Raw genomic sequence first — 26611 nt, 5'->3', positions numbered from 1 at the left:
ATTCTCTCAGGTCGGCGGGGGTGCCTGCGACGTCTGGGCTTCCCGGGTGTTCCGGGAAGGCGTGGTGGGGGCTCGCCAGTGCCGGTCCCAGCCGTGTGCGGGGATGTTCAGTTCGCGGAGGGGTCTGGCGGGTGATCCTGCGGCGAAGACGCCGGGAGGCAGGTCGCGGGTGACGACGGAGTTGGCGCCGACGGCGGTTCCCCGTCCGATGCGGACGCCTGGGGTGACCAGCACGTTACGTCCGAGCCATATGTTGTCCTCGAGGACGGTGGGTCCGCGATGGGTCGGACGGGCAGGTTCCAGTGGGTGGAAGTCGTCGTCGAGGACGGTGGCATTCGGGCCGAAGAGGACGTCGTCGCCGATCCGGACCTCGTGGAGTGCTTCGACGGAGGAACCCCGGTTCAGATAGACCCGTTCGCCGAGGATCAGGCGTCCTCCTTGGCGGGCGCTGATGAGGACGGTTTCGAGCCTGCCGTCGGCGTTGAGTTCGGCGCCGATCCGACTGTGCGCGGTAAGCGTGATGCGGACGTCACCACGGATGAGGGGCGGCCCGGCGAAGCATCCGGGATGACGGCGCATAGCGGCATATGCTCTGGCGCGGTGTATCCGCCGTTCTGCTCCGTCCTGTCACCGGGAGGTCCAACGGTGGGGAGGGTTGGGCATGGCTCTCCAGGTGGACGAGCCGTTCCTTCGGCAGGAAGGTGCGGTCCGTCCTGGCCGCTTCGTCCTGTCACCGTATGTCGGGGCCGCCCGGAAGTCGATCCTTCAGGGCGTCGACGGCGGGCAGGTCGCCTTCCAACCAGTCGACGTCGTGGATCCGCTGCCCGGTGAGCCAGCGGATCTCGTCGTGGTCCTGGTGTGCACGGGGGGTGCCGAGGGTTGCTTCGGCCAGCCAGACGGCCATGACGTGGCGGGGTCCGAGTCGCCAGAGCTGTCCCGGCCCGGGGCCGGGGAGGAAGTCGCCGAGGCGGATGTCGACGCCGAGTTCTTCGCGGATCTCCCGGTGAGCGGCTGACTCCCAGCTTTCGCCGGGTTCGACCTTGCCGCCTGGCAGTTCCCATCGTCCGGCGAGCGCGGGGGGCCCGTTGCGGCGTGCGCTGAGGAGCTGGGTGGGTTGGTCGAGGCAGTCGACGAGAGCGATGCCGACCACGCCGATGTGCTGGTCGTCGCCGTAGGGGCGGTAGCCGGGAACGGTGGGTCCGGTGGCGGGTGCGCTGTGGTCCTGGTCCCGAGTCATCGGGTCAGTCTGCCAGGTGGTCGGGTGTGTTCTCCGGCGGTGCGGACGGCGGGGACTTTGGTCCTTTACCGGGATCCCCGGGCAGGTCTGGAATAAGGTTTGTACCGCGAGATACACGGCACTTTCCTTTGGATGCAGGAAAATTCGCGAGAACGGACTGTCATGTCTCTTCTGTCGCTGTTCCCGCCGCCTGCTGTCGGGGTCCTGCCTGCCAGCAGCGAGGCGGACCTCCGACTCCCCGACCTGGGCTCGGTCGACTTCCTGTCAGGAGCGATCGGCGGGCGCACCCTGTTGGGCGCCGGGCTGATCGTCTGCCTCTTCGGCCTGGTCTTCGGGGTGGCGGCCTACCGTCAACTGCAGCGGATGCCGGTACATCCTTCGATGCAGGAGATCTCCGAACTCATCTACGAGACCTGCAAGGCCTATCTGGTGCAGCAGGGCAAGTTCCTGATGATCCTGTGGGCCTTCATCGCCGTGGTCATCGGCGTCTATTTCGGTGTACTGATGCATTTCTCTCCCGAACGGGTCGCCATCGTCCTGTTGTTCAGCCTGATCGGGATGGCCGGTTCATATGCGGTGGCCTGGTTCGGCATCCGGGTGAACACCTTCGCCAACAGTCGTACGGCATTCGCGGCACTGCCGGGGAAACCCTTCCCGGTGTATGCCATCCCGATGAAGTCGGGGATGAGCATCGGCATGGTCCTGATCAGCGTCGAGCTGCTGATGATGCTGGTGATCATGCTCTTCCTGCCCGGGGAGATCGCCGGGTCGTGTTTCATCGGTTTCGCGATCGGCGAATCGTTGGGTGCGTCCGCGCTGCGCATCGCCGGGGGCATCTTCACGAAGATCGCCGACATCGGTTCGGACCTGATGAAGATCGTCTTCAAGATCAAGGAGGACGACGCCCGGAACCCCGGGGTCATCGCCGACTGCACCGGGGACAACGCCGGGGACTCGGTCGGCCCGTCGGCCGACGGTTTCGAGACCTACGGGGTGACCGGTGTCGCCCTGATCACCTTCATCCTGTTGGCCGTCCCCGACCCGAAGGTCCAGGTGCAGCTGCTGGTGTGGATCTTCGTGATCCGCGCGGTCATGGTGGTCGCGTCGGGGCTGTCCTATCTGGGCAACGAGATCATGGCCCGTCACCGGTACGGCGACTGTGACACGATGGATTTCGAGAAGCCGCTGTCCGCCTTGGTCTGGTTGACCAGCGCGGTGTGCATTGCGATGACCTTCGCGACCTCCGCCCTGCTGATCGGTCCGCTCGGCGACGGCTCGTTGTGGTGGAAACTGTCGATCATCATCAGCTGCGGGACTCTGGCCGGAGCATTGATCCCCGAGCTGGTGAAGGTCTTCACCTCCACCCATTCCCGCCATGTGCGCGAGGTCGTCATCTCCTCCCGGCAGGGCGGGGCCTCCTTGGACATCCTGTCCGGCCTGGTCGCAGGAAATTTCTCCGGCTACTGGTTGGGCATGGCGATCATCGCGCTGATGGGCACCGCGTACGGCATCAGCGGCATGGGCGTGGACACCTTGATGGTCGCCCCGGCGGTCTTCGCTTTCGGACTGGTGGCCTTCGGCTTCCTGGGGATGGGGCCGGTCACCATCGCCGTCGACTCCTACGGCCCGGTGACCGACAACGCCCAGTCCGTCTTCGAACTGTCGGTCATCGAGGAGATCCCCGACATCGACCTGCGGATCGAACAGGACTACGGGTTCGTCCCCCGGTGGGAGCGCGCCAAGACCCTCCTGGAGGACAACGACGGCGCCGGGAATACGTTCAAGGCGACAGCCAAACCGGTCCTGATCGGCACTGCGGTGGTGGGGGCGACCACGATGATCTTCTCGATCATCATGGCGTTGACCGGCGGGATGAGACATGACGTCGACAAGTTGTCCCTCCTGCATCCGCCTTTCCTGCTCGGCCTGATCACCGGTGGGGCCGTCATCTACTGGTTCACCGGGGCGTCGATCCAGGCGGTCACCACCGGCGCTTATCGAGCAGTGGAGTTCATCAAGGAGAACATCCGGTTGGACGGCGTCACCAAGGCCAGCGTCGAGGACTCCAAGAAGGTGGTGGAGATCTGCACCCAGTACGCCCAGAAGGGCATGTTGAACATGTTCCTCGGGGTGTTCTTCTCCACGCTGGCCTTCGCCTTCGTCGAGCCCTTCTTCTTCATCGGCTATCTGATCTCGATCGCCCTGTTCGGCCTCTACCAGGCGATCTTCATGGCCAATGCGGGCGGCGCCTGGGACAATGCCAAGAAGATCGTCGAGGTCGACCTGCACGCCAAGGGCACAGCACTGCACGATGCCACGATCGTGGGCGACACCGTCGGTGACCCCTACAAGGACACCAGCTCGGTGGCCCTGAACCCGGTGATCAAGTTCACGACCCTCTTCGGTCTGCTGGCTGTGGAACTGGCCGTCCAGATGAGCGAACAGGCCGGTTCCACCCTGCTGACGCGGCTGCTGTCCGCAGCTTTCTTCCTCGTCTCGGTCTTCTTCGTGTACCGCTCCTTCTACGGGATGCGTATCGGCGCCGGCGACGACTCGTCCATGCTCGCCGAGACCCGTCCCGCCGTGGGCGTTCCCGAACCCTGAAACGCCACGACGGCGGGGGAGCCCGCGGGGGGACAGTTCTTCCTCGCGGGCTCCCCCGCCGTCCGGACCGGCTCAGGCCGGCGGTGCGGGCGTCGTCAGAACGGCATCTGCGTCACCTGGGTGGCAGGCGGCGCGGTGATCGTGACCGGTTCGCCCCACTTGCTGTAGGTCAGCGTCATCTTCGTGGCTCCGGCACCGCTGTCCATTTTCAACAAGCGCCCTTTCTCGTCGACCCATTGGTCCGCTTCCTGGGTCTCCGGCATCGCACTGGATGCGCCTGCCGCCGGAGAGGTCGCAGAACCACTGGGTTTGAGCAGCTCGGCGGCTTTCCTGGTGTCGAGGGTCGTACGGATACGTGCCGTCTTGGCTCCGGAGAGGTCCTCGCGTCCGACGCAGGAGACCTTGGTGACGGCGCCCTTCGCCTTCTCCAGGTACGCGCTCGGATCGGTCATGGTCTGCATGTCCACACCGCTCTTGCTGAGCATCTCCTGCATGCTGAGCTTCAGGTACATGTCACCGGTCAGGGGCTTCGCCTTCATATAGGTGAGCTTGTCGATCATGACCATCTCCATGTCCATTCCCTGCACGCTGATCTTGAGGGATGCCTTGGGGTTGGTCTGGTCGGTGACATCGATGTCACCGCTGATCTTGCCCTCTGCTGAGGCCTTCCCCGAGGGGGTCGCACTCGAGGAGGAGCCTGCCGCGGTCGCCCCCTCCAGATGGGCGGTCCTCTCCTTGGGGCGGCTTTTCACACTGGCATCGAAGTAGGCGTCCTTGTCCAGGTCACCGGCCTTCGAGCAGAGCTCGTAGACCGATGTACCCCCTTGGGACGAGGCCGGCCCGGAGGCTTTTCCGTCGCCTCCTCCGCAGCCGACGAGACCGAGCGGAAGAAGCCCGATGAGCAGAGCGGCACTACGACGACATGTCATGACCGAAAACCTCCAGTGCGTATACCAGTCCCGACCAGGGGTGCACCCTGGGTCCCGGATCGCGCGGGAGCGCCGGATGGCGTCCTTCGTCCGCGACCACCAGGCCACATATATCGCCATTCTGCACTTGCCTGACAAATACGGCATATTCACGGCCTCAACAGCAGCATCCCCGCACACGTCGCCACCCGGGCACTCTTCGAATTCCATTCGCCCACAGCGCGACCCATCGGAGATTTGTCCATTTCGTGGAATGCCCCTTCCGCACCACGGAAGCCCCCCACTAGCGTCTGTCCATGCTGATCTCCGACGTCCTCAAGAACAAAGAACACCCGTTCGTGACGACCATCCGGGAGGACGCCAGCGTCACCTCCCTGATCGCACTCCTCGCCGAACACCGCATCGGCGCCGTGGTCGTCAGCAACGACGGCACCACCATCGCCGGCATCGTCAGCGAACGCGACATCGTCCGATGCCTCGCCCGCGACCCAGAATGTCTCCACGCCTCCGTGCGCGACATCATGACCGTCGAAGTGCACACCTGCCCTCCGCAGATGCCTGTCGCCGAACTCTCCCGCGAGATGACCACCCGGCGGATCCGACATGTCCCGGTCGTGCGCGACGACCAGATGGTCGGGCTGGTCAGCATCGGCGACGTGGTGAAAGAACGCATCGGACAACTCCAGGACGAAGCCGACCACCTGGCCGAGTACATCCAGCAGTGAACCTCCGCGACAAACACCTTCCACAACTTCCCCGGAATCAGGAAAACTCCTGGGCCACAACGACCTACGATCAGGATGTCCTGTCCCCGAAGTGACATCCAGGAGCACAGGTGTCCGTGTCCGAACTCACCGACCGGGCCCTGGCCGCCGCGCTGCGTGACCTCCTGCTGACCCACCGCCTACCCAAGATCACCGTGCGGATGATCACCGACCACTGCGGCGTCTCACGACACACCTTCTACAACCACTTCTGCGACGTCTACGACCTCCTCGTCTACCTCTTCCGCACAGAGATCGGACACGAGCTGTCCCGGCACAGCCACGAGAACACCTGGCCCATCGCGATCCAACGCCTACTCGACTACACCGTCACCAACCGTGAACTCTGCCTGAGCATCCACCAGTCCGTCGCCCGCACCCGCCTCGAACGGATGCTGCTGGAGATCTTCAGCCTCCTCCTGGAGAAAGTCATCGACGAACTGCCCCCCGGCCCCCACGGACAAGCCACCCCCCAGACACGACGCCGCACCGCGCATTTCTTCGGACACGCCCTCCTCGGCGTCTACCTCGACTGGATCGACGACGGCCTCGACGAACCCGCCTCCGAGGTGCACCACCGGGTCTGCACCATGCTCAACGGAACCATCCGCCACGTCCTGAGCAACCAGAGCGCCGAGGACGCCGCCTGAACCCGACACCCAGGACGACCGGAAAGACCTGGCACACCCACCCGACGACACAACCACGCCGACCTGTGCAGATCTGACACAACCGCCGCAGGTTGTCCATTGCCCACCCCGCCCAGCGTCACGAACAGTGAAGGCCTACGAGGCAGAACAGCTGCCTCCTCCGCTACGGAAGGCCGATGCCACATGGGCAACTACAACCTGATCTCCCCCCGCCCGCCGCACGATATCGACCAACGGCACGCCTACCTGATCGGCGGCGGCATCGCCTCCCTGGCCGCAGCGGCCTTCCTGGTCCGCGACGCCCGAATGCCCGGGGAGAACATCCTCGTCCTGGAATCCCTGGAACGCCCCGGAGGATCCCTCGACGGAGCAGGCAGCCCCCAACAGGGTTACGTCGTCCGCGGCGGCAGGGAGATCGAAGCCCACTTCGAATGCTTCATGGACCTGTTCCGCTCCATCCCCTCACTGGCCGACCCCGACCGGTCCGTCCTGGACGACTTCCACGAACTCAACCTGGCCGAACCCATCGAATCGCACTGCCGGCTCACCGAGAACCAAGGGCAGATCGCCGACTTCTCCCAACTCGGACTGTCCTCCGCCCAAGCGATGACCCTGGCCCGTCTGCACCTGACCACCGAAGAAGCCCTCGGCGCGACCACCGCCGAAGAATTCTTCCCCGCAGACTTCTTCGAGACGAACTTCTGGTACTTCTGGGCCTCGATGTTCGCCTTCCAACCCTGGCACTCCGTGGTCGAGTTCAAACGCTACATGGAACGATTCATGCACCTCATCAGCGGGATGAACCAACTCAAAGGCATCCTGCACACCGAGTACAACCAGTACGACTCCCTGGTGCTCCCCCTGGTGCGCTGGCTGCAGACCAAAGGGGTCCAGGTCATGCTCGGAGCCACCGTCACCGACATCGAAGTCGACACCGACGACGACCAGATCACCGCCACCGCAGTGCACTACCGGGCCGACGGCCAGGAACACACCATCACCCCCGAACCCACCGACCTGGTGCTCTTCACCAACGGATCCATGACGCAGAACAGCACCTACGGCGACCTCGACCACCCCGCCGTCATCGACCGCAGCGACGACAAAGGCTGCTTCAGCGTGTGGCAGAAGATGGCCCCTCAGTCACCGTTCTTCGGACATCCCGACGTCTTCTGCGAAGACATCGACCGCACCAAGTGGCTGTCCTTCACCGTCACCCTCGCCGACGACGACCTGCTCTTCCCCTATCTGGAAAAACTGACCGACAACCCTTCCGGGATGGGCGGGGTCACCGCAGTCAAGGACTCGGCCTGGATGCTCAGCTGGGGCCTGCCCAAGAACCCCCACTTCGCAGACCAGCCGGACAACGTGAAAGTGCTCTGGGCATACGCCCTCAACATGGACACCCCCGGCGACTACGTGCAGAAGAGCATCTCCGAATGCACCGGGCGGGAAATGTTCACCGAGCTCCTCTACCACGTCGGCATGAAAGACCGGATCGACGAGGTCCTGGAGCACACCGTCAACGTGATCCCCGCGATGCTGCCGTACATCACCTCGCAGTTCATGCCCCGCGTCCCCGGTGACCGGCCCCAGGTGATCCCCCAGGGAAGTCGCAATCTCGCCTTCCTCGGCCAATTCGCCGAGGTCCCGGACGACTGCGTCTTCACCGTGGAGTACTCCATCCGCACCGCCATGACAGCGGTCTACGGCTTGTTGGGGATCTCCCGCCCGGTCATCCCGGTTCACCCGAGCCGGTACGACATCCGGGTCCTCGCCGAGGCGGCACAGGTGCTGCTGGGACTGGACAAGATCCCGGTGAAGGACCTGCCGTTGAGCGCACTGCTCGCCCGAACCGAACTGACCCGCCTGCTGGGTTGAGCCCCCGGGCCGAGGAACGGTCCGTGGCGGGCGGCGGCCCCTCCTCCGCCGCCCGCCACGTTCCGCAGTCCTTATCGACGCATGGCGCGCTTTCCCGAGCCTTTTGACATCGAACGGTCACAACCATCGCCCTGACCGGTCTGCCGCACAGGGCAGCCGACCCCCGGCCGATTCGTCGCACCGACGTGCCGCTTTTCACTTTTACCTACGACAAGCACGTGAACTGCACCGATACGCCCCTCCTGGACACATCTCCTTAACAGTATGGCCGTAAGTGAACGTCGAGTCGATCTCAGGTCCACCGCCACCCACTGCAGATTCCCTAAGGTGCTCCTATGCAGTCACTCCCCGTCCTCGTCATCGAGCACGAGGAGGAATGCCCTCCGGGACGGCTCATCACCTGGGCCGGTGAAGCACACACCGACCTCGATATCCGACGCTGCCACGCCGGCGACCAAGTGCCCACGCACCTCAGCGAGCACAGCGGATACATCGTCCTCGGCGGCGCCATGAGTGCACATGACGATCTCCACTACCCCTGGCTGGTCGGCACTAAACATCTCATCGCGCAAGCCGTCGCCCACGCCGTTCCCTTCCTCGGGATCTGCCTGGGACACCAACTCGCCGCCCTCGCCCTCGGCGGCCAGGTAGCCCCCCACCCGCAAGGCCCACGCCGCGGCGTCCGTCCCGTCTCCCTCACCGCAGCCGCAGCCGACGACCCCCTGTCCCAGACCCTCCACCGAGGAACCCAGCTCCTGCACTGGAACAGCGACACCGTCACCGACGCCCCCGAACACACCGTCGTCCTCGCCACCGATGACACCGGACACATCCAGATCGCCCGATACCGCGACACCGCCTGGGGCGTCCAAGGACACCCCGAAGCCGATGACACCGTCGTCCGACGATGGGGACACGACGAACAACCGACCGCAGAAGGACTGCCCACCCCTGCAGAAATCACCCGGGAAGCCCACGAACACGACCGCGAACTCGCCGCTCACTGGGCCCCCTTCGCTGCCCGCTTCTTCGCCCTCACCCAGGACGAACACCGGTCGCAACGCGTCGTCCTGCCCCATCCTCCGTCCGCGCCACAGCACCCCCCCACCGGGATCTCCCGGATCGCCCGCCACTGACTGAACACTGAAGGTGCCTCCCTGACAGGACGTCGGCGCCGAGATCACCCCCGCGGGCAACGGGGCAGGAAACGATCCCAATCAATCAGATGACCGTCCATCTCAGGACCGTCGACACACGCACGACACCACGACGACTCCCCCTCCTGAGACATCGGCACCAGGCAGGCACCGCAGGTACCGGTAGCATCCACCACCGTCGAGTTCACGACCACCGAACAGGGCACCCCCCACGATCGACACTGTTCGGCCACCGAACGCAGGAAGAACGACGGCCCTGCGGCCAGAACCCCGGCGATGGGGCCCTTCCCAACCAGCAAGGACTCCACGACCTCCCGCCGAGGACGCGACCCGGCGGTACCGCACGACCACACGACCAGACGCTCCGAGAACTCCCCGCGCAACCGGTCGAAAGGACTCCCCGGCCCGGTCCACACCGAACACCCGTCCTCCCCCGACACCACCAGATGGACCCGGCGCCCCACCCGCAGACAGGCACGCACCACCGCATGCACCCGTGGCGCACCACCACCGGCCACCACGACGAGCAGGCCCCCGCCGTCCTGACGGTCGAAACCGGTGGCCCGCCCCAACGGACCGGCCAACCCGGCGAGCTCCTCCCCCACCCGCATCGCCGCGAGGACGCCCTCACCGCCCCTCCTCTCCCGGACGACCAGGGTGACCGTGCCTCGCAGGACGTCCCAGTCCGCCAAGGACAACGGGACCAGCTCGTCTCCGACACCAGCCCGCACCCGGACGAACTGGCCAGGCAGTGCTGCCCTGGCGACCAGCGGAGCCGTCAGCTCCACTTCGACGAAACCACCCGCGAGCACCCGACGGGCGATCACCCGATGCGGGTGCTGCGCCAGATCGGTGAACTCGGCGGCCCGACACACCCGATCGGCGACATCGTCGACCTGCACATCGGCCCGCTCCAGAAGATCCTCCGCCGCAGTGCGGGCAGCCCCGGCAGCGACCGCGGCATCGGGACCGACCGAACCACCCAGCGCCACGACGACCAGACCGGCGGGAAGCACCTGCCTCGCCGGAATCGACCGGCTCGAGCACACCTCGACCCCCGCTACCGCGCCGTCCTCTCCTGGTACGAAACCGGTCACGGCGGCCTCGGCGCGTAACCGGACGCCTTCCTCCACCGCATACCGGAGCTCGATGTTCCGGGAGGGGTCGCACACGTCCTCACGGACGACCATGGCCTCACCGCCGAGACGTCGCACCGTGCGGGCCACGTCGAGAGCCATGTCCCCGTCCCCGATCACCACCGTCTGTTCCCCGCGCAGATCGAGATCCCGCCGTCCGGCGGGATACGGGCCTCCGGTCAGATTCGTCCGGAGCAGGAATTCGTCGGCGCTGAGGATCCCGGGAAGCCGAACCCCGGGGACATCGGGGAAACGAGGACCATCGGAGGCGCTGCTCGGGACGACACGCCAGTAACCGGCTGCCCGCAGATCCTGCACCGAGGCGGACCGGCCGACCACGAAATCAGGGATGAAGCGACCCCCCAGCGCGGTGATCCGCCCGACGATGTCGTCGATCAGGTGGCGGGGCAGCCTGAACTCCGGGATCCGGTAGCGCAGGGTGCCGCCGAGGTCGGGCAAGGCCTCGAAGACAGCCACCGGATATCCGCGCGCCGCGAGCAGATAGGCGTGGATCAACCCGGAAGGTCCCGAGCCGACCACTGCGACCGGAGGACGACGCGCCACGGTCCAGGGGTCGGGTACGGTTGCCGAACCGCCCTCCCGGCGGTTGTGCAGGCGTGCCCGGGCCGGGAGGAAGGCCTCCAGCTGACCGATCGGGATCGGAGCACCGTAGATGCAGGCCCCGCGGCAGTGCTCGTCCTGCGGGCAGGTCAGACCGGTGAGATCCGGCAACGGATGGCACGACTCGACCAATTCGAAGGCCTCGTGGAAATGTCCTCGTCCGACGAGGGCCAGGACCTCGGGGATATGCACCTGCAGAGGGCAACCCCCTGCGGTGGCGGGTGGCCGACCGAGCCGGGACGCCGTAGTCCGCCCGCCGACCTGGCAGGGGCGATCGCTGCACTGCCGGTCGCGCAAAGCCTCCAACCACACCAGGAGTTCGACCTCGCGTTCGGTGTATCCCACTTTCAGGTAGCCCAGGTAGCCCTGGTCCACCATCTCGAAATCACCGACCCGTTCGGTGGCGTCCCGTACGTACGGGGGGATGGAGTTCCCGCCCGGCCATTTCCGGGAGAGTCCGGCGAACATGGGGTACGGGCCGGAGAGATATCTGTCCAACCCCCTGATGAAACGTTTCTTGCAGGGCAGGGTCGACACCCACAGGAAGTGCATGAGCGATCTGCTGTTCGCGTCGTCGACCAACAGGACGTCCCACAGCCGGTGGGTGAGTTCCTGTCCGATGTCGTCCTGCTGGAGTGCGTCGACCAGGGATTCGCAGCCGGGGATCGCCGCCACCTGGGTGAACAGGTCAGGATCGAGTCGCATACGGCGACGGAGCAACTCGTACTCGGTGACGAAGGGGTCGGCCGACCCTTCGCTCTTCGCCGAGGCTCCCGGATCTTCAGGAGTGGTCATGTCCTATCCGGCTGCTGGGCTGGCGCGCTCCGAGGCCCACGCCAGGTGGATACGAACCCGGTCAGACTATGTCGGACGTCTCCCTCGACGGCATGACCAAGGTCCTCCTCCGGCCCGGTCAGGAGCTCCAGCAGGTGAGTCCGGGCCGGTCGTACTGTCCTTCGGGCCAGACGGCACGGACGATGCCGGCGGCGGCGAGCGCCTTGCGACATCCCGGGCAGGGCGGATCGGTGATGTACGCGGTGGCGCCCTTGGTGTCCCGGGTCGCGAAGAGCAAGGCGTTGACCTCGGCGTGGATGGCGATACAGAAGCCGGGGGTGCCCGGGCGGTCGTAATCGCCCAGTCCGGGTATCTCGTCGTAACCCAACCGTCCTCGGGGGCAGGCTCCGTCGAGGCAGTCGGCCTCGCCTGGTGCGGCGCCGTTGTATCCGGTCGCGATGATGCGACGGTCGATGACCAGCACCGCGCCGACCTTGCGCCGGCGGCATTTGGCCCGCGCGGAGACGGCGTCGGCGATGCCGAGGAAGTAGTCGTCCCAGTCGGGGACCTGCGAGTGCGGTGCCATGACGGGTCACCCTACTTCGCGTCGGTGCCGTGGTGCCGGTCGACCGCGGTCAGCCGATCAGTTTGGCTCCGTTCCAGATCTTCTCGGGGATCTTCAGGGTCGGCTTCCACTGTCCGTCGCCTCGGGTCGGGTACACGTAGGCGGTGCCGTCGTCGGCGACGGCGAGGATGTCGTCGAGGCCGTCGCCGTCGAAGTCGCCCACGCTGGTGATGGCGCGGAATCCCCAGCCGTTGCCGACGCGTTTGCCCCAGCCGGTCATCGCACCGGACGAGGACACCGTGTAGGACTTGAGGTCGCCGTGGGCGTCCACGGCGTACAGCCGGGTGGGTATGCCTGGTTTCGTGGAGGTGCGGATACCGACCACGTCCTGGAAGCTGTTCCATCCGGAGCCGACGACCTTGCCTCCTTCGAGTCCGCCGTCGGTTCGGAAGGAGTAGAGGCGCATGGTTCCGGCCTGGTCGCGGGCGATGAGGTCCTGACGTCCGTCGCCGTTGACATCGCCGACCGGGATGATCGAGGTCATCGACTGCCAGCCGTTGCCGATCTTGCGTGAGCCGGTGAAGCCGCGTACGCCGTCGCCGTAGTAGGCGAGGAGGTCTCCGGTGGAGGTGCGGGCCAGCAGGTCGGTGAATCGGTCGCCGTTGGTGTCGCCGACGGATCCGATCCAGGTCATGGTGTTCCAGCCGACTCCGCCGAGCCACAGCGAGTTCGGGGTGATCGGGCTTCCTGCGCCGAGGATCAGTTCGCCGCCGTGCATGGCGAAGACTGCGTCGGCGAAACCGTCGCCGTTGAAATCGCCGGGTTCGCCGACCGGTGCCGGTGTGCACTGGTAGATCTCGATGTTGTCGATGTCGACGGTGCTGGCGGTCTGTTGTTTACGGAGCCATTGGATCTTGAGGTCGTTCTTCCAGGCGCCTTCGTTGGCTCCGTCGGTGAGGTCCATCCGGACGGTGCGCCAGGTGTCCGGGGCGGCCGGCGGGTCTGCAGAGGCGGCGGGGGTGACGACCCATCCGCCGGAGGCATTGTTCGGGGCCACGGCGATCTCTCGACGGCCGAAGTCTCCTCGGACGTCGAATTTCACGTAGATCCGGTTGTGACCGGTGGTCAGGACGCGGGTGCGGAGCAGGGTGGCGTCGGGGGCACCGACCTGTCCGATGTGTTGTTGGTGGTGTCCGGTGGTGCCGGTGGTGGTCGTCATACCGGTGATCTCGAACAGGGTCGAGGTGGGGTTCTCGAAGTTCTCCGCGCCGATCAGGGTGGGGAGTTTGGTCGAGTTGGCCGGGCAGTCCTGCCCGGGGGCCGGGGTCACGCCCCATTGGGGGTGGAGTCCGTCGGAGCCTTTGCCGTCGCCCTGGTCCTGGAGGATTCGTGGCCGTTCGTCAGGGTTTGCGGGTTCGGCCTGTGCTGTCGGGGCCGGGAGCCCGGCGACGAGGAGGGTGAGGGCACCGAGCGGGACGGCTGCTCTGAGGCTGCGTCTGTTCACGGGTTTCTCCAGGTGTGGGCGTGGTCTGCTGCGCTGCCGGGCGGTGGCTTCGCTCCCCCGTGTGTGGTGTTGTGGGTGGGTTCCGTCCTGAGGGTGGGCAGGCGGCGACGCGGGTCGGTCATGGCCAGTGTCCGCCCGGTCGGTGGGTCTTCCCGGCTGCGCCACGCGCACGAGGACGACCAGAAAAAATAGGATCGTTCTTCGGGTGGGTTCACCCGGTGGTGGCCGGGCGCAGCTGTGGTGGCACCGCGTCCCGGCCGGGCCGGAGATCAGTCCGTCACGGGGCTGTCCGTCGAGTGCTTGCTCTCCAGCCATCGGTCCACGATGTCGTAGAACCTGGCAGGGTCGTCGCGCCGGATGCAGTGGCCGACGCCGTCGAGATATTCGATCTGTACCAGCGGGTTGTCGATCCCTTCGCGGGGTACGGCCAGCATGCCGTCGGCGTCGTAGAGCACGAGGGTCGGAACGGTGAGGGCGTTGTACGCGGTCGCAGCGTCGAGGTCTCCGAGGTCGAGCCGGTCGATCATGCGCAGGTCGACCCTGGTCTTGCATTCGGCCCAGGCTTCGATCTCCACGGTGGACCAACCTGCGGTTTCCTGAACCCGCACCTGTTCGGCGGCGCTGTCGGCGTCGTCGAATGCGGCGAGGAAGCGTCGCTGGTCGCGGGTGAGTCGCGGGGAGGTCACCGGGCCGTCGGTCAGGGCGGGGTCTTCCAGGACCAGGCCGGTCACGAGGTCCGGTCGGCGGGTCGCGGTGGCCGCCGCGATCCGGCCGCCCAGGGAGTGTCCGATCACGACGCCCGGTCCTTCTTCCTCCAGCACGCCGATCAGGTCGTCGATGAAGGTGGTGAACATGTCGGACAGTCCGTCCGTGTCGAAGTGCGGTGACCTGCCGTGACCACGCTGGTCGATGGCGATCACCTGCCATTCCTCCGCCCAGTGGGCTGCGGCTTCGGGCCAGCACGTCCCGGCGTCCGTCAAACCGTGCACCAGGAAAAGGTTGGGATTCGCTTCTGTTCCATACACATAGCGACGCAAAACTGGTTCACTCACGGGCGGACAGTAGCACCCCGTAACTAACCTTTTCCGCTGTCAGGTCTGCAGATCAGCGAATCCAGGGGGGCCCGGAAGCCGGGGTCGTCTCTCACGTCCCCGGCCGACCATTAGCGTGGGCTCCCATGAACGAACGTCTTCCGTCCCCGTCGGTCCCGGGCGACAGCGCGGGTGAGGACCTCCCGCACAACGCTCGCGCAGTGGACGTCCTCTCGCGGGTCTTCGGATATGACAACTTCCGCGGCGAACAGGCACAGATCATCGATCATGTCACCGCCGGGGGCGACGCCGTGGTCCTCATGCCGACGGGTGGCGGCAAATCGCTCTGTTATCAGATTCCCGCACTGCTACGACCGGGCACCGGAGTCGTCGTCTCCCCGCTCATCGCGCTGATGGCCGATCAGGTCGCTGCGCTCGACGCGGTAGGGATCCGGGCGGCCTTCCTCAACTCGACCCTCACCCCAGGCGAAGAACGGGCCGTCGAGTCCCGTCTCCTGGCAGGCGATCTGGACCTGTTGTACCTGGCGCCGGAACGCCTCGTCCTCCCCCGCACGGTCGACCTTCTCCGACGGGCCGACATCGGGTTGTTCGCCATCGACGAGGCCCACTGCGTCTCCCAATGGGGGCACGACTTCCGGCCCGACTATCTCGGCCTGTCAATCCTCGCCGACCTCTTCCCCGCCGTCCCGCGCATCGCACTCACCGCGACCGCGACCCGAGCCACACACCAGGAGATCACCCAGAACCTCCGCCTCGGCCAGGCCGCGCATTTCGTCTCCTGTTTCGATCGGCCGAACATCCAGTACCGCATCGAACCCAAGGACCGTCCGCGCGACCAACTGTTGACGCTGATCCGCACCGAACACGCCGGCGAGTCGGGGATCGTCTACTGCCTGTCGCGAAAGAGCGTCGAACAGACCGCGACCTGGCTCGTCGAACAGGGCGTCCCGGCCGTGCCTTATCACGCCGGCCTCGACGTCTCGGTGCGTCGCGACCACCAGGAGCGTTTCCTCCGGGAGGACGGGCTCGTTGTTGTCGCGACGATCGCCTTCGGGATGGGCATCGACAAACCCGACGTACGTTTCGTGGCCCACCTCGACCTGCCGAAATCCATCGAAGGTTACTACCAGGAGACGGGGCGGGCCGGACGGGACGGCCAACCGGCGACGGCGTGGATGGCGTACGGGCTCGGGGATGTAGTGAGCCAGCGACGGTTCATCGACACCGGTGAAGGTGACGACACGTTCAAACGCAATGCCCGCGCCCATCTCGACGCGATGCTCGCCCTGTGCGAGAGCGTCACCTGCCGCCGGGTCCAGCTGCTGCGCTACTTCGGCCAGGAGTCCGCCCCCTGCGGCAACTGCGACACCTGTCTCGCACCACCCCAGACCTGGGACGGCACGGTCGCCGCTCAGAAGCTGCTGTCGACGCTCATCCGTCTCGACCGCGAACGGGACCAACATTTCGGCGCAGGGCAGGTCATCGACATCCTGCTCGGCCGGGAGTCGGAACGGTCCCGCGCTTCACGACATGCCGAGTTGACCGTGTGGGGCATCGGCACCGACCTATCCGAACGCGAGTGGCGTTCGACGCTGAGGCAGCTGCTGGCCCGTGGCATCGTCGAAGCCGTCGGTGACTACGGCGTCCTCACTCCCGGGCCAGGCGCCGGAGCCGTGCTGCGAGGCGAGACCGTCGTCGAACTCGCCGTGTACCGCGCGCCTACGAAGACGCGACGCACCCGCCGCCCGGCTGCCCCCGGTGAGAGGTCGGCCACCCCACGCGCGGCGACATCCCTCGGCACCGCGGACCGGGAGATCTTCGAACGGTTGCGGGCCTGGCGCACCTCGGTCGCCCGGGAGAAGAAGATCGCCCCGTACATGGTGTTCTCCGACGCCACTCTCGTCGGCATCGTCGATGCTCGCCCGACGACGTCCGCCGACCTCGCCGCGGTGAATGGCATCGGTGCGAAGAAACTCGCCGACTACGGCGAAGAGGTCCTCGCCGTGTTGGAAGACCAGGTCACGACAGGTCAGCACCTCGCCCTCGAAGAGCGATGACACCGACCGGGCGCCCTGCACTCACGCTCTGATGACGCGCAGGGCGCCTGAAGGGCAGGCTTAGCGCTACGGTCGGCCCATGGAGCCACACCCGGGTGAGCGGCACAGTCGCGCCGAGCGCGATAACCCGTTCGAACAACACGTACGTGCCGGGTGCGAACTCGCAGAGGCACTCGCGGCGCGCATCGCAGTCGAAGGTATCGAACCTTTGATCCCCAGCATCCGTCATGCCTGGGTCGAGGCGGAGTTGCCGTCACGGTGCCCGGATGCCTGGGCAGCGATCTGGCGTGCGGTCGCCGCTGCGGATCCGGCGTGCGTCATGTCGCGTTGTGAACTCCGCAGGTACGCCACCTTGCCTGCGTCTCTCATCGCCTACCGTGGTTTCAGCGGAGAAGGTGCCCGTGGTTGGTCATGGAGCCTCCAGCGTGAGGTGGCGGAGGATTTCGCCGTACGTTACGACCAATTCGGCGAGAACTCCGCCCCCAGGGTGTGTATCGCCCAGGTCGAGTCGACGGCGGTCACCGCGTGCCTCTTGTTCGGAGGCGAGGACGAACTCATCATCGACCCGGACCGCATCGACTGGAGAAGCGCACGCGTCGAGCCTGTCGGTCAAGCTCCCGGCGAGTGAGGTCGTGGTCGGGCGCGAGTAGCCCACCGGCTGTCCGGCCTTCGAACCTTCAGCGCGACGTGGCCAGCCAGCACCCAACCGCCCCTGCCGGGCCGGTCCGGCCTGGCAGGTTCTCCTCACAGGTCACCGCCAAATCCGCCTTGCGAAACGACAAGCGGAAGGACACGCAGCGCGCTGGCTGCAGTGACTACACGTTGAAGCGGAACTCCACCACGTCGCCGTCGGCCATCACGTAGTCCTTACCCTCCATCCGGACCTTGCCTGCGGCTTTCGCATCGGCCATCGACCCGGCAGCGAGCAGGTCGTCGAAAGCAACGACCTCGGCCTTGATGAAACCCCGCTGGAAATCGGTGTGGATCACACCTGCAGCTTGCGGAGCCGTCCAACCCTGCCGGATCGTCCACGCACGGGCCTCCTTCGGCCCGGCCGTCAGATAGGTCTGCAAACCCAACGTGCGGAAACCGGTGTGTGCCAGCTTGTCCAACCCCGGCTCGTCCACCCCGACCGATTCGAGCAGCTCCTGAGCCTCCTCGGGCTCCAGCTCGGTCAGTTCCATCTCCAGCTTCGCGTTCAGGAAGACCGCTTCCACCGGAGCCACCAACGCCTGCAGGCGGGTCTTCTCCTCCTCGTCGACCAGCTGGTCCTCGTCGACGTTGAAGACGTACAGGAAGGGTTTGGTCGTCATCAGACCCAGTTCACGCAGCTCCGCAAGATCGATACGGTCCTTCTTGCTGAACAGGGTGTCGCCCGCCTCGAGGATCTCCCGCGCCGCGAGCGCCGCATCCAACAGGCCTTTGTCGGCCTTCTTGGCCTTGACCTCTTTCTCCAACCGCGGGACGGCCTTCTCGAGGGTCTGCAGGTCGGCGAGGATCAGCTCGGTGTTGATGGTCTCGATGTCCGAACGCGGGTCGACCTTGCCGTCGACGTGGGTGACATCATCGTCGACGAAGGCGCGGATCACCTGGCAGATGGCGTCGGCCTCACGGATGTTCGCAAGGAACTTGTTGCCCAGGCCTTCACCCTCGCTGGCTCCGCGGACGATGCCGGCGATGTCGACGAAGGAGACCGTGGCCGGGATCGTCCGCTCGCTACCGAAGACGCCGGCGAGCTGATCCAGCCGAGGGTCCGGAAGGGGGACCACACCGACATTCGGTTCGATGGTCGCAAAGGGGTAGTTCGCGGCGAGCACATTGTTCTTCGTCAAAGCGTTGAACATGGTGCTCTTGCCGACGTTGGGAAGTCCGACGATGCCGATGGTGAGAGCCACGAGGTGGAAGTCTACCGGCCGGGCGAGGGTGCCCCGGTCTGCTGTCCGCGAGGCACACCCCGATGGAAGTCCCGATTTGCCCGATGAATGTCGGTACGTTCTGCCACAGTGGGCGACATGACCGAATCGTCGCTGGGTTCCTTCGTCGCCCTGCTGTGCGCGGCAACCTTCGGCGCCGTCCTCGCCTGGCTGTTCTCCACCCGTCGTCAGGCCGTGCAGATCGCCGCGTTGACCACCGAGCGGGACATCCTGCGGGAAAGGGAGATCCACCACCTGGAACGTATCGCCCAGATCCAGGCTTTCGCCGACACGGACGATGCCACCGCAGCCGCCTTGGCGCCGCTGCGGGAGGCCATGCTGCGGGTGGAACGGCAGGTCGGCGTCCTCGAACGCGACCGGGTCGAACAGTACGGTCAGCTGGCCGAACGGCTCGCCGAAGTCAGCACCCAGGCTCACGCGTTACGTCAGCAGACCGCAGGCCTGGCCGGCGCATTGAACTCCTCCCAGGTACGAGGAGCCTGGGGAGAGACCCAATTGCGTCGGGTGTGCGAACACTCCGGGATGCTGCCGCACTGCGATTTCGACGAACAGGTCAGCGCGGTCTCCGACCACGAAGCGACGGTGCGCCCCGACCTGCTCGTACGACTACCCGGAGAACGGTGCCTCGTCGTCGACGCCAAGGCCCCGTTGACAGCCTTCCTCGCCGCCCAGGCCGACGATCTGCCCGACCGGCGACGTACCGAACTTCTCGCCGAGCACGCCGCGGCGTTACGCGCCCATGTCGACGCCTTGTCGGCGAAGCGGTACTGGTCGGCGTTCTCCACCTCACCGGAGATGGTGATCTGTTTCGTCCCGGCGGACGCGATGCTCGCCGCCGCGCTCTCCTCCGACCCCGGGTTGTACGACGCCGCGCAGTCCCGCAAGGTCGTCCTGGCCAGTCCAGCGACCTTGTTGGCACTGCTGCGCAGTGTGGCCTTCGCCTGGCGTCAGGACGCTGTGGCCACCAGTGCCCGCGATCTTCTCGCGCTCGGGGAAGAACTCCACGAACGGCTCTCGACCCTGCACGGGCACCTGGCGAAGATGGGGGGGAGTCTGCGCCGTTCGGTCGACCACTACAACGGTCTCGTCGGCGCGCTGGAGGGGCGGGTCTTCGTGACTGCACGGCGAATGCACGAGTTGGGCCTGGCCGGCCGGCCCCTGCCCGACGTGCCCACGGTGGAAGCCACCCCACGACCGATCACCGCAGCAGAACTCTTGGCAGCGCAGGCACAAGAGGAGACGAAGGGCAAGGATCAGGGGCTGCCCCGGCTCGCCGGTCTGGACAGCCCCTCATCACGTCAGGACACTGCGTAGGCCCGCCCGTCCCGGTCGGACCGGCCGGGTCAGGGAAGCGCGCTGCGGTAGATCTTCTCCAAAGCGGAGGCGATCGCCGTCGGTCCGAAACGGGAGACCGCCGAGGCCCGACGTGCTTCGTCCGCAGCCCGGTCAGTCGGCGCGGTCAACGCGGATTCGACGACCCGTGCCAGCTCGGTCGGATCGGTGGAGTCGACCAGGTGGCCCAGCCCGGGCTGCCAGATGTCACGGGGACCACCGCTGTCGGTGGCGACGAAAGGAACCCCGGCAGCCAACGCCTCGATCATGGTGACTCCGAAGGTCTCCACCTCGCTCGTGGAGACGAGGAGCGCAGCCCCGGCCATCTCCTCGACGATCTGGGAGCGGCTGCGCTGGCCGACGAGCACCCCTGACCCCAGCCCCAGGGACAACGCGATCCCGGTCAGCCGTGTGTGGTCCGGCCCCGAGCCGATGATCCGCAGCGGGTGCGCCGACCGGACCTCCTCGGGAAGCTCCGCATAGGCCCGCAACATCAGGTCCATCCGCTTGTGCGGAGTGAGTTTGCCGATGCACAGCACCGGGCCGGTGGCATGGGCCTGCGCGTCGCGCAGCCGGAAGTCGTCGACGGCCACGACATTGGGCACCACGGTGACACGTTCCTTCGAAACCGGCAGCGCCTTCGCCTGGGTCGAGCTGACGGCGACCACCCACCAGGAGTGGTCGAGCACCCACCCGGCGAGGGCCAGCTCACCGGCAGAGTACTGGCCGCGCAGATAGGCGGTCATGTGCTCGGTCATGATGAAGGGAATGTAGTTGTCCTGGGCGAAACGCTCGGTCGCGACACCCGCAGGGAAGACATTGTGGGCATGGATGACATCAGGTTTGCCCTCCCTCGCCATGAGGGCCTTCATCTGCGAGATCATCCGGGCGACAGCAACCTTGGTCCCCACAGCATCGTGCACGATGCGCCCTGCGCCGGTGGCCGAACGGGCCGCCGAGGCCGCAGCGCCTTTCAAAGGCACAGGGCGTAGTTTCCGCCGCGCCTGCCCCGGCAGGGTCGACGCTGCCGGCAACGCCGTCACCGCAGCCTTCACCGGCATACGGCGGCCCCGTCCACGACGGACACGAGGACGACGCTTGGGCTTGGGGACCTTGGAGAGCACGGCGCGCGCAGCAGGCTTGGCCTTGTTCGCCAAGGGCCGCAAGGACGGCGGCAGGGATTCGATCACCCGCACCTGATGCCCTGCTGCGGTCAGGGCAGCCACCTGGTCCGCGACGAATGTGCCATGTCCCGGATGTGCGGGCGTCGGGTACTCCCCCGCCACGACCCAGACCTTCATGCAGTTCTCCTCATGTGATCGCTGTTCATGCGCGTAGAGCCTTCAGGACACTCAGGCCACCGATTCCGGCGGCGACGACCGAGACGGCCAAGGACACCCCTACATAGGCCATCTGATCGACCAGGACACGGCCTTCAAATGACCATATCGAGGACATCAATGCGACGACGAGAGGGATGGCCACCGCGCCCCAGCCACGGGCGAGTCCTGCTCCGGAGAGCGTCGTCACCCACAGAACCCAATAGAGGCAGATCAGCAGGCCGGCAACGCTGTAAGCCAGGATCCCCATGTAGGGACCGCCCCACCAGAGACCGAGTGCCAGCGCGGGAATCCGCAGTCCTGCCTCGATCCAGGACAACAGGAACTGCCGACGGACCTCGTTCTTCACCGCGGCATAGCCGGACAGGGGCGAGGAGACGAAGTTGACCATCAGATAGGGCGCCATGATCCCGCAGATGAACCCGGCAGTTTCCCATTTTCCGTCGGCCCAGATCAGGTTGAAGGCTTCCCTTCCGAGCAAGGTGATCGGGACGAAGATCATCAGGGCGATCCCCATCAACACTGTGGCCAGGCGAATCATCGCCTGGGAGGTGTCCTGGGAGTCGCGTTGCATCGCAGCGAAGCGCACGTAGAAGACGCTGGCGACGGCCTGCCCGAGCATCGCCACGGGCACGGCCAGCAACATTTGAGCGAAACCGAACTGACCGGCGAACTTCGGCCCGTACAGCATCGTGACCAGCGGAGATACTGCACCGACAGTGATCGCGTTGAGCACTGCGGGCAACAACATCCAGGTGGGAAACTGCTTCCAGGTGCGGATGAGTCCGAAGTCGACCCGGCCTTTCAACGCCAGGGTGCTGCGCCGGATCATCATGAACACGGCGGCGAGCCGGCCCAGTCCGTAGCCCAGTCCCAAACCGGTGGAGGTGAATCCCACTCCACCGAAGCCGACCTGGGTACCTGCGGTGAAGACTGTCCCAGCAATATTGGCATCGCTCATCTGCCGGAATTGCCCTTTACGGCTTTGATAGGCCCGCAAAGCTGTGAAACAGGCACTGGCCCAGACCACGAAAGGCGCGATCAACACGGAGAGCCGGTATTCCTCCGGAACAGCCCACCCTCCGACAGCCAAGACGACAGCCACGGGAAGACATATGAGAGATGCCCCTGTGGCAAGAACGACGACCAATCGGGTGATGTCGTCGGCGCCGCTCTCCTCCTCCGCCAACGGGATCGTCATTTCCAACCGCAGGGTCGCAACCATGGCGACGATCGTGGCGAAGGCGACGAGGTTACGGAAGGTGGCGAATTCGGCGTCCGAATACCAATGGCCGAGGAGGACCTGAGCCCCCAGTTGGATGGCCATGACGACAGCGGTACCGCCACCGAGCTGGGCGACATGACGCCCGGCGCCACCGTTCCCGAGTCGGGCCAGGGACGACAGACGGGTGAGCCTCCCAGGTGAGGGAGGACTCTGTTCAGGAGCAGGTTCGGTCACAGGCCTGATCCTAAGCCGCATAGGTCGGACGTCCGACCTGGTGCGTCTGCGCCCGTCGTCGTCATCGTTCAGCCCTTGGCCACGACCTTCACCGTCGACCCGAGAAGCCGTAGATCACCGAGGAAACTACGGTTCCGTACATATTCGGCGTAGAGGCGTGCCTTCCGGGGCAGGATCGAATCCACATAGTGCCGTTCCGGGTCGTCCGCCTCGGCGAGTTCCTCCGCTTCGTTGCGGAAGACGATGCTGCCGGGATCGGTGATCCCCGGACGGACCGAGAGGATCAACGGGCGCAGTTCCTCGGGCCACTGCCGTACGAAGACTGGCACCTCCGGCCGAGGACCGACCAGGCTCATCTCGCCACGCAACACATCGATCAGCTGAGGAAGTTCGTCGAGTTTACTGGCCCGCAACACCCGACCGACCCGGGTGACCCGGGAATCGCCGGTGGCACTGACCAGTTTCCCGTCATGAGAGGCCGCCATCGTCCGGAACTTGTGGATCCGGAAAGTCTTGCCGTTCAACCCCACCCGCTCCTGACGGAAGAGCACCCCGCCGGGGCTCTCCACGGCTACCGCCACGGCGATCGCCGCCATCACCGGTGAGGTCACGATGAGACCCACAGTGGCGCAGGCCGCATCGAAGGCACGCTTCGTGCCAGGCGAGTCGAGGGAAGTCAGATGGCTGCCGTGCGGGGGCACCGGCCCCATGTCGTCCCGAGGCGGACGCGATCCACGTGGCATCGTCATGACAGGACCTCCCGTACGGTGGCGACCACTTTCTCGCGTTGGTCCTCAGTCATCGAGGAGAACAACGGCAGACTGACCGCTCGGCCGATCTCGGCCTCCGCGACAGGGAACTGCTCCGCGGTCAAGGAATACCGTTCACGGTAGTACGGCTGCCGGTGCAACGGAATGAAGTGGACACTGCATCCCACCCCGGCCTCAGCCATCCGGGCGATGAAGGTGTCACGGTCCACGGGGGCGTCCTCCCGCAACTTCATGACGAACAGGTGCCAGGCGTGCGTGCTCCCCGGGACATCCGGTTCGGCAGGCAGTTCCACCGGGAGATCCGCAAACGCTTCGAGATAGCGGACCGCCAGTGCTCGACGGGCAGCAGCCATCTGCGGCTGACGGCGCAACTGCACCCGTCCCATCGCCGCGGCCGGATCAGTCAGGTTGTACTTGTACCCCGCCTCGACCACTTCGTAGAACCAGCTGGGTTTCGTACTGCGATACCGGTCGAAGACGTCACGGTTGATGCCGTGCAATCGCATCGTTCGGATACGACGGGCCATCTCCTCGTCCCGGACCACGACCATTCCGCCTTCACCGGTGGTCATGGTCTTGGTGGCGTAGAAACTGAAGACCACGGCCTCGGACTCGCCGTCACCGACGATCCGGCCACGGGAGTAGGTGGGCAGCGAATGCGCAGCATCTTCGACGACCTTCAACCCGTGCTCCCGGGCGAAGGCCGCTGTGGCCTCCCGGTCGACCGGCGCCCCGGCGAAATGCACCGGCATGACAGCCTTCGTCCGCTCGGTCACCGCAGCAGCCGCCGCCGCATAGTCGATACACAAGGTGACCGGGTCCACGTCGACCATCACCGGATCGGCATCGAGATAACGGACGACCTCAGCAGTGGAGGTGAACGTCCAGTCGGGCACGATGACTTCGTCACCGGGGCCGACGCCGCAGGCATCCAGGGCGAGATGCAACCCGGCCGTCGCCGAGTTGACCGCGATCGCGGTGACCCCGCCACCGAGGAAGTCGGCGAACTCCTGCTCGAAAGCAGCAGCATTCGGGCCCGTGGTCAGCCATCCGGAACGCATGGCCGTCACCACGGCCTCGATCTCCTCTTCACCGATATCCGGTAGGGCGAAGGGGATGAACGAATCCTGGCTCACCGTTTTCCTCCTTGATCCTGGGCAGTGCGGACGCCTGTCGTCCTACCCGCTCGGTAGGCTACCCCCTAGGGGGAGAGCGCCACGCTGCGACTGCGGTGATGGGCTGGAACGACGTTCACCACGATTGACGTTGTCCACGCATGACTGTGTGGACTGATCCCTATAGGGGGAGGCTGACCTTTAGATGATCAGCAGGAACGCGACTCCGTCCGATGACGGCACCGGCCTGACCGGAAAGATCATGAACCGTTACCCGATCGCGCAGAAAGCGCTGATAGCCGTCCCCCTCCTGGCCTTCGCCGGGCCTTTCGCCTCCGTCGTACCCGGCGCATCGGGCTTCCCCTACTTCTACCGGATCCTGTGGGCGGTCGGCCTGATCATCGCAGTCCCCCTGTTCCTCATGGAAGTCCGCCGACGCACATTGCCGATGGCCTACTCGGTGATGGTGCTCTGCTGGACGGTGTGGGCCCCCCTCACCCTGATGTGGTCCCCCGCACCCAGCACCGGACGCACCGAAATCCTGGCCGGAACCATGGCCATGTGGGGTTCCTGGGTGGTGCTCGTCCTCACCCGGGGCAGTTCACGGAGCGTACGTCTCCTCCGTCACGGCTGGGTCCTGGCCTTCGTCGTCACCATGCTCTTCGTCATCTGGGAATTCTTCACCGGACGGCATCTCGGCGAGGTCACCGGCGTCCAGGAGTGGACCTACTCGGTGTACTCGGTAGCAGGCCTGGACACCAACCCGAACGGGCTGTCCAACTTCATGGTCGCCGTGGTGGCCGTGCTCTGCGCCCAACTCGTCCGTGAGGTCGGTGGGCACCGTCCGCACCGGAATCGCATCGATGCCGCCGAGAACGACATCGCCGCCCCGCCCCCGGTCGCTGCCAACACCCGTACCTGGCGGATCGTCGCCATCTTCGGGTGTCTCCTCCTGGCCGGATTCACCGTCTACCTGACCGGCAGTCGGGCAGGCGCGCTCGCCTTGATGATGCTCTTCGTCGCCACTGCGATCTGGTGCCTGCCGACCCGCCGGTTCCTCGTCCCGGTCGCCCTGATCGTCCTGACCGTCGGCATGCCCTTACTCCAGGATTCCGATCTCAACCGGGTCCGTCCCGAACGGGTCACCGACCAGGCCTCACGCCCCAACAAGTCAGGCCGCTACCAGGACAACATCAGCGCGGACAAGAAACAGGCCGATGTCGCTTCCGCGGACAAGCTCCGCCTCAACCTGACCGCGCTGGGTCTGCGCTACGTGAGCGAGAACCCGGTCCACGGGGCCGGAGCAGGAGCCGCACTGACCCTGGTCGCCCAGGACCCGGACTACCAGCCCGGAGTACCCGCTGCGAAAAAACATGTCCTGAACCTGCACAACACCTACCTCGAGATCGCCGTGAACTACGGCCTGATCGGGCTGCTTCCCATCGTCGCCGTCATCCTGCTGTCGCTGCAACGACTCCTACGGATCCGCCCCTTGCGTCAGTGGTGGCCGGACCCACTGGTCTTCGAGGGCCTGGGCATCCTGTTGGCACTCGCCGTGACCAGCGTGATCACCAGTTCGTCGATCGGGACGCCCACGTTCTGGCTCCTGGGCGCCTATGCTGCCGCCCTGGCGTGGAACTATGAGCACGTCACTCGTCAGGCCGACGCCGCGTCAGAAGCTGCGCCCGCAGTCCTGGCGCACCCCGAACCCACAGAAAGGTGATCGGTCG

At 65.9% G+C, this 26611-nt stretch carries 21 protein-coding genes; 9 read left to right on the top strand and 12 right to left on the bottom strand.

The genetic code is table 11. The annotated features are described in order from the left end of the window. Positions 1-6: 6 nt before the first annotated feature. Together AUCHE_RS15645 and AUCHE_RS08710 are read right to left on the bottom strand one after the other, a co-directional pair. Positions 7-579, bottom strand: a complete 573-nt coding sequence (locus AUCHE_RS15645; protein WP_006502921.1) for an acyltransferase — start codon at positions 577-579, stop codon at positions 7-9. 151 nt (positions 580-730) lie between these two features. Further along, entirely contained in the window at positions 731-1237 is a 507-nt protein-coding gene (locus tag AUCHE_RS08710) for a (deoxy)nucleoside triphosphate pyrophosphohydrolase (protein ID WP_081578174.1), read from the bottom strand. Between the two features lie 162 nt (positions 1238-1399). Between AUCHE_RS08710 and AUCHE_RS08705 the strand changes: the two genes are divergently transcribed. After that, a complete protein-coding gene (locus AUCHE_RS08705) occupies positions 1400-3841 on the top strand; it encodes a sodium-translocating pyrophosphatase (protein ID WP_006502919.1) in 2442 nt (813 codons plus the stop codon). Between the two features lie 95 nt (positions 3842-3936). Here AUCHE_RS08705 and AUCHE_RS08700 read toward each other — a convergent pair whose 3' ends face one another. Continuing rightward, positions 3937-4770: an LppX_LprAFG lipoprotein gene (locus AUCHE_RS08700; protein WP_040321848.1), complete on the bottom strand. Its 834-nt coding sequence runs from the start codon at positions 4768-4770 to the stop codon at positions 3937-3939. 296 nt (positions 4771-5066) lie between these two features. Here AUCHE_RS08700 and AUCHE_RS08695 point away from each other — a divergent pair, with 296 nt between their 5' ends. The 4 genes from AUCHE_RS08695 (at position 5067) to AUCHE_RS08680 (ending at position 9201) form a co-directional block, all read left to right on the top strand. Next, on the top strand, positions 5067-5495 hold the full coding sequence (locus AUCHE_RS08695) for a CBS domain-containing protein (RefSeq protein ID WP_006502917.1): 429 nt from the start codon (positions 5067-5069) through the stop codon (positions 5493-5495). A 110-nt stretch (positions 5496-5605) separates the two neighbouring features. After that, entirely contained in the window at positions 5606-6184 is a 579-nt protein-coding gene (locus AUCHE_RS08690; protein ID WP_006502916.1) for a TetR-like C-terminal domain-containing protein, read from the top strand. Between the two features lie 183 nt (positions 6185-6367). Further along, positions 6368-8065: an oleate hydratase gene (locus AUCHE_RS08685; RefSeq protein WP_006502915.1), complete on the top strand. Its 1698-nt coding sequence runs from the start codon at positions 6368-6370 to the stop codon at positions 8063-8065. A 335-nt stretch (positions 8066-8400) separates the two neighbouring features. Further along, the gene (locus AUCHE_RS08680; protein WP_006502914.1) at positions 8401-9201 is read left to right on the top strand and encodes a type 1 glutamine amidotransferase; all 801 of its coding nucleotides are present in this window, start codon (positions 8401-8403) and stop codon (positions 9199-9201) included. A gap of 44 nt (positions 9202-9245) precedes the next feature. On the opposite strand, the gene AUCHE_RS08675 is transcribed toward AUCHE_RS08680, so the two are convergent. From AUCHE_RS08675 to AUCHE_RS08660, 4 genes are all read right to left on the bottom strand, one after another. After that, positions 9246-11774 carry an NAD(P)-binding protein gene (locus AUCHE_RS08675; RefSeq protein WP_006502913.1) on the bottom strand — a complete coding sequence of 843 codons (2529 nt, stop codon included), beginning with the start codon at positions 11772-11774 and terminating at the stop codon, positions 9246-9248. Between the two features lie 118 nt (positions 11775-11892). After that, positions 11893-12339, bottom strand: coding sequence for a deoxycytidylate deaminase (locus tag AUCHE_RS08670; protein ID WP_006502912.1), 447 nt, complete (start codon positions 12337-12339; stop codon positions 11893-11895). Positions 12340-12388: 49 nt separating this feature from the next. Continuing rightward, positions 12389-13822: an FG-GAP repeat domain-containing protein gene (locus AUCHE_RS15640; protein ID WP_006502910.1), complete on the bottom strand. Its 1434-nt coding sequence runs from the start codon at positions 13820-13822 to the stop codon at positions 12389-12391. Positions 13823-14091: 269 nt separating this feature from the next. After that, complete coding sequence (locus AUCHE_RS08660) at positions 14092-14874, bottom strand: alpha/beta fold hydrolase (protein ID WP_006502909.1); 783 nt, start codon at positions 14872-14874, stop codon at positions 14092-14094. A gap of 125 nt (positions 14875-14999) precedes the next feature. On the opposite strand from AUCHE_RS08660, the gene recQ reads away from it, so the two are divergent. Continuing rightward, on the top strand, positions 15000-16931 hold the full coding sequence (gene recQ / locus AUCHE_RS08655) for a DNA helicase RecQ (protein WP_006502908.1): 1932 nt from the start codon (positions 15000-15002) through the stop codon (positions 16929-16931). A 79-nt stretch (positions 16932-17010) separates the two neighbouring features. Continuing rightward, a complete protein-coding gene (locus AUCHE_RS08650) occupies positions 17011-17559 on the top strand; it encodes a hypothetical protein (RefSeq protein WP_006502907.1) in 549 nt (182 codons plus the stop codon). 187 nt (positions 17560-17746) lie between these two features. Here AUCHE_RS08650 and ychF read toward each other — a convergent pair whose 3' ends face one another. Continuing rightward, positions 17747-18826 carry a redox-regulated ATPase YchF gene (ychF, locus tag AUCHE_RS08645; protein WP_006502906.1) on the bottom strand — a complete coding sequence of 360 codons (1080 nt, stop codon included), beginning with the start codon at positions 18824-18826 and terminating at the stop codon, positions 17747-17749. 117 nt (positions 18827-18943) lie between these two features. Here ychF and AUCHE_RS08640 point away from each other — a divergent pair, with 117 nt between their 5' ends. Beyond that, positions 18944-20179 (top strand): DNA recombination protein RmuC, encoded by a 1236-nt coding sequence (locus tag AUCHE_RS08640; protein ID WP_006502905.1) that lies wholly within the window; start codon positions 18944-18946, stop codon positions 20177-20179. A 29-nt stretch (positions 20180-20208) separates the two neighbouring features. Here the strand turns inward: AUCHE_RS08640 and AUCHE_RS08635 are convergent, their stop codons facing one another. The 4 genes from AUCHE_RS08635 to AUCHE_RS08620 form a co-directional block, all read right to left on the bottom strand. Next, on the bottom strand, positions 20209-21498 hold the full coding sequence (locus AUCHE_RS08635; protein WP_006502904.1) for a glycosyltransferase: 1290 nt from the start codon (positions 21496-21498) through the stop codon (positions 20209-20211). Between the two features lie 25 nt (positions 21499-21523). Further along, on the bottom strand, positions 21524-22996 hold the full coding sequence (locus AUCHE_RS08630) for an oligosaccharide flippase family protein (RefSeq protein ID WP_006502903.1): 1473 nt from the start codon (positions 22994-22996) through the stop codon (positions 21524-21526). A gap of 68 nt (positions 22997-23064) precedes the next feature. Next, the gene (locus AUCHE_RS08625; RefSeq protein WP_006502902.1) at positions 23065-23745 is read right to left on the bottom strand and encodes a sugar transferase; all 681 of its coding nucleotides are present in this window, start codon (positions 23743-23745) and stop codon (positions 23065-23067) included. Next, on the bottom strand, positions 23742-24902 hold the full coding sequence (locus AUCHE_RS08620) for a DegT/DnrJ/EryC1/StrS family aminotransferase (protein WP_006502901.1): 1161 nt from the start codon (positions 24900-24902) through the stop codon (positions 23742-23744). Before AUCHE_RS08620 ends, AUCHE_RS08625 begins: the two co-directional genes overlap by 4 nt. A gap of 184 nt (positions 24903-25086) precedes the next feature. Here AUCHE_RS08620 and AUCHE_RS08615 point away from each other — a divergent pair, with 184 nt between their 5' ends. Further along, positions 25087-26604, top strand: a complete 1518-nt coding sequence (locus AUCHE_RS08615) for an O-antigen ligase family protein (RefSeq protein ID WP_006502900.1) — start codon at positions 25087-25089, stop codon at positions 26602-26604. The last annotated feature ends 7 nt before the right edge of the window (positions 26605-26611 follow it).

Source organism: Austwickia chelonae NBRC 105200 (assembly GCF_000298175.1).
Classification (GTDB): Bacteria; Actinomycetota; Actinomycetes; order Actinomycetales; family Dermatophilaceae; genus Austwickia; species Austwickia chelonae.
The sequence above is the reverse complement of the archived record's forward strand: the minus strand, read 5'-3'. Positions and strand labels throughout refer to the sequence as shown.

Bases quoted from the DNA above. Each gene is read 5' to 3' on its own strand.
- AUCHE_RS08650 (WP_006502907.1), top strand. From the start codon at position 17,011: ATGGAGCCACACCCGGGTGAGCGGCACAGTCGCGCCGAGCGCGATAAC.
- AUCHE_RS08695 (WP_006502917.1), top strand. From the start codon at position 5,067: ATGCTGATCTCCGACGTCCTCAAGAACAAAGAACACCCGTTCGTGACG.
- AUCHE_RS08615 (WP_006502900.1), top strand. From the start codon at position 25,087: ATGATCAGCAGGAACGCGACTCCGTCCGATGACGGCACCGGCCTGACC.
- AUCHE_RS08670 (WP_006502912.1), bottom strand. From the start codon at position 12,339: ATGGCACCGCACTCGCAGGTCCCCGACTGGGACGACTACTTCCTCGGC.
- AUCHE_RS08675 (WP_006502913.1), bottom strand. From the start codon at position 11,774: ATGACCACTCCTGAAGATCCGGGAGCCTCGGCGAAGAGCGAAGGGTCG.
- AUCHE_RS08625 (WP_006502902.1), bottom strand. From the start codon at position 23,745: ATGACGATGCCACGTGGATCGCGTCCGCCTCGGGACGACATGGGGCCG.
- AUCHE_RS08635 (WP_006502904.1), bottom strand. From the start codon at position 21,498: ATGAAGGTCTGGGTCGTGGCGGGGGAGTACCCGACGCCCGCACATCCG.
- AUCHE_RS08700 (WP_040321848.1), bottom strand. From the start codon at position 4,770: ATGACATGTCGTCGTAGTGCCGCTCTGCTCATCGGGCTTCTTCCGCTC.
- AUCHE_RS08640 (WP_006502905.1), top strand. From the start codon at position 18,944: ATGACCGAATCGTCGCTGGGTTCCTTCGTCGCCCTGCTGTGCGCGGCA.
- AUCHE_RS08705 (WP_006502919.1), top strand. From the start codon at position 1,400: ATGTCTCTTCTGTCGCTGTTCCCGCCGCCTGCTGTCGGGGTCCTGCCT.
- AUCHE_RS08685 (WP_006502915.1), top strand. From the start codon at position 6,368: ATGGGCAACTACAACCTGATCTCCCCCCGCCCGCCGCACGATATCGAC.
- AUCHE_RS08710 (WP_081578174.1), bottom strand. From the start codon at position 1,237: ATGACTCGGGACCAGGACCACAGCGCACCCGCCACCGGACCCACCGTT.
- AUCHE_RS15645 (WP_006502921.1), bottom strand. From the start codon at position 579: ATGCGCCGTCATCCCGGATGCTTCGCCGGGCCGCCCCTCATCCGTGGT.
- AUCHE_RS08680 (WP_006502914.1), top strand. From the start codon at position 8,401: ATGCAGTCACTCCCCGTCCTCGTCATCGAGCACGAGGAGGAATGCCCT.
- recQ (WP_006502908.1), top strand. From the start codon at position 15,000: ATGAACGAACGTCTTCCGTCCCCGTCGGTCCCGGGCGACAGCGCGGGT.